1 protein-coding gene is annotated in these 2,277 nt (G+C 65.6%); it reads left to right on the top strand.

Annotated features, from left to right (window positions below; all coding sequences use genetic code 11):
* The first annotated feature begins 1,417 nt into the window (after positions 1–1,417).
* Entirely contained in the window at positions 1,418–1,576 is a 159-nt protein-coding gene (locus HLB44_RS36610; protein WP_173135786.1) for a hypothetical protein, read from the top strand.
* Positions 1,577–2,277: the final 701 nt, after the last annotated feature.

Here is a 2,277-nt window from a genome sequence, read left to right as displayed (position 1 = left end):
CTAACGTTTGAGGTAACGCGCGGCCGCCAGCGGAGCGCCAGGGCCGCGAGGCACATGATATGCCTGGGTGCCTCGCGGCCCTGGTGCGTAGCTGGTGGACGTCGCGTTGACCGAAGGGTTAGGCGGCATTGTGAGCGGCAGAACTACGAGACCGTGCGGATGGTGAGCCGACGGCCACTGATGACCCGCGAGGCGCTGCGGTTTGCCAGGGCCAGAGTGCATGCGTAGTGCGGACTTGTTGACCTTGCGCTCCGAACTCCATCTCGCGCCGCGCTTCTGCGCGGCGCCCGACAGACTGACTGCGCGGCGCAGCACGCTTGCGCGATGCGCACTTGTGGGGCTGACCTTGAAGCGACGGCCGGAGGGCACAGCTTGCGAAGACGACTCACGGCCGTCGCAGTCGGACGGAGTACGACAGACGCGGTGTTGTTCTTCATGCTCGGTGCTCGCAAGCGTTTCGGTCGCTTCGCAGTCGGACGAACGCGGGGGGCGCGGTGTTGGCCTTCACGTTCGGTGATCGCAAGACGGACCGATTGCTCGCGCTGGGCCTTGCCATGACGCCTAACGTTTGAGGTAACGCGCGGCCGCCAGCGGAGCGCCAGGGCCGCGAGGCAGATGATATGCCTGGGTACCTCGCGGCCCTGGTGCGTAGCTGGTGGACGTCGCGTTGACCGAAGGGTTAGGCGGCATTTGGAGCGGCAGAACTGCGAGACTGCGCGGAAGGGAACCGACCGCCAGTGATAGCTCGCAAGGCTGCTGCTTGCCAGGGCCAGAGTGCGAGCGCAGTGCGGATTGTTGACCCTGCGCTCCGAACTCCGCCTCGCGCCGCGCTCCTGCGCGGCGCCCAACGGACTGACTGCGCGGCGCAGCACGCTTGCGCGAAGCGCACTTGTGAGCCTGACCTTGAAGCGGTGGCCGGAGGGCACAGCTTGCGAAGACGAGTCACGACCCTCGCAGTGGGGCGGAGTACGACAGACGCGGTGTTGTTCTTCATGCTCGGTGCTCGCAAGCGTTCCCGATGCATCGCAGTCGGACGAACGCGGCGGACGCGGTGTTGGTCTTTAAGTTCGGTGCTCGCAAGACGGACCGATTGCTCGCGCAGGGCCTTGCCATGACGCCTAACGTTTGAGGTAACGCGCGGCCGCCAGCGGAGCGCCAGGGCCGCGAGGCACATGATATGCCTGGGTGCCTCGCGGCCCTGGCGCGTAGCTGGTGGACGTCGCGTTGACCGAAGGGTTAGGCCTCGGCCGCGTGGCGACCGTGAACACTGCGAGCACCTGCAGGACGGCGTGGCCAGCAGGCTGAGGATGCCAGGGGCGACGGATGCCCTTTGTTCTGATGCTCGGTGAGCATTGACGCGTCTGATGCCAGAGCCATGCAGTGTGTTGTGGTCTTGTTGACCCTGGAGCGTAGGATCTTGAACGACTACGACTCCCCATTTGGTTCTTCGACGTGCTCCGGCCTTGCGCCGACCGTACAGCCCGATGCAGGCCTTGACTCGGTCTTCGTTGCCAGAGTCGATGCGCAACGGGATTCGGCTGTTCCTTTGGTGGCTGATGCGATGACGGGCGAGTGAATGCGGTGCCTCTGGCAGCGCTACGAGCCGTGGCGGACGTGTTCACCCGAGGCCTAACGTTTGAGGTAACGCGCGGCCGCCAGCGGAGCGCCAGGGCCGCGAGGCAGATGATAGACCTGGGTGCCTCGCGGCCCTGGCGCGTAGCTGGTGGACGTCGCGTTGACCGAAGGGTTAGGCCTCGGCGGGTTGGCGACCGTGAACAGCGCGCAGACTGAGCAGCGACCTGGGCCTCGAACTGCGCCACGGTGACGCGAGTACTGCCAGGGTACGACCGATGTTCTTGCCGCCGAAGGCTGCGTGTAACGTGAAAGAGGTACCGCACGAAACGAGCGGTCTTCACCTTGCATGCCTTGCGCTCCACACTTCGAACAGCGACGACCAAACTTGTTCTTCGATGCGCTCAGGCCGTGCGCCGACCACGCGTGCGACGAGCGGCCCACACAGGCCTTGCCGTGGCTTGCTTTGTCAGGGCCTTGCCAGACGCGCGCGCTCGTATTCGGCTGTTCACTGCTGGCTGACGAGACGACGGTCGCAGGCATGTGGTGCTTCTTGAACGCTGCGAGTCGCGACGACCGTGCTGACCCGAGGCCTAACGTTTGAGGTAACGCGCGGCCGCCAGCGGAGCGCCAGGGCCGCGAGGCAGATGATATGCCTGGGTGCCTCGCGGCCCTGGCGCGTAGCTGGTGGACGTCGCGTTGACC

This window comes from Pseudaquabacterium terrae (assembly GCF_013266755.1).
In the GTDB taxonomy this organism is placed as follows: Bacteria; Pseudomonadota; Gammaproteobacteria; order Burkholderiales; family Burkholderiaceae_C; genus Pseudaquabacterium; species Pseudaquabacterium terrae.
Note: the sequence above shows the minus strand (reverse complement) of the source record. Positions and strands in the feature narration are given on the sequence as shown.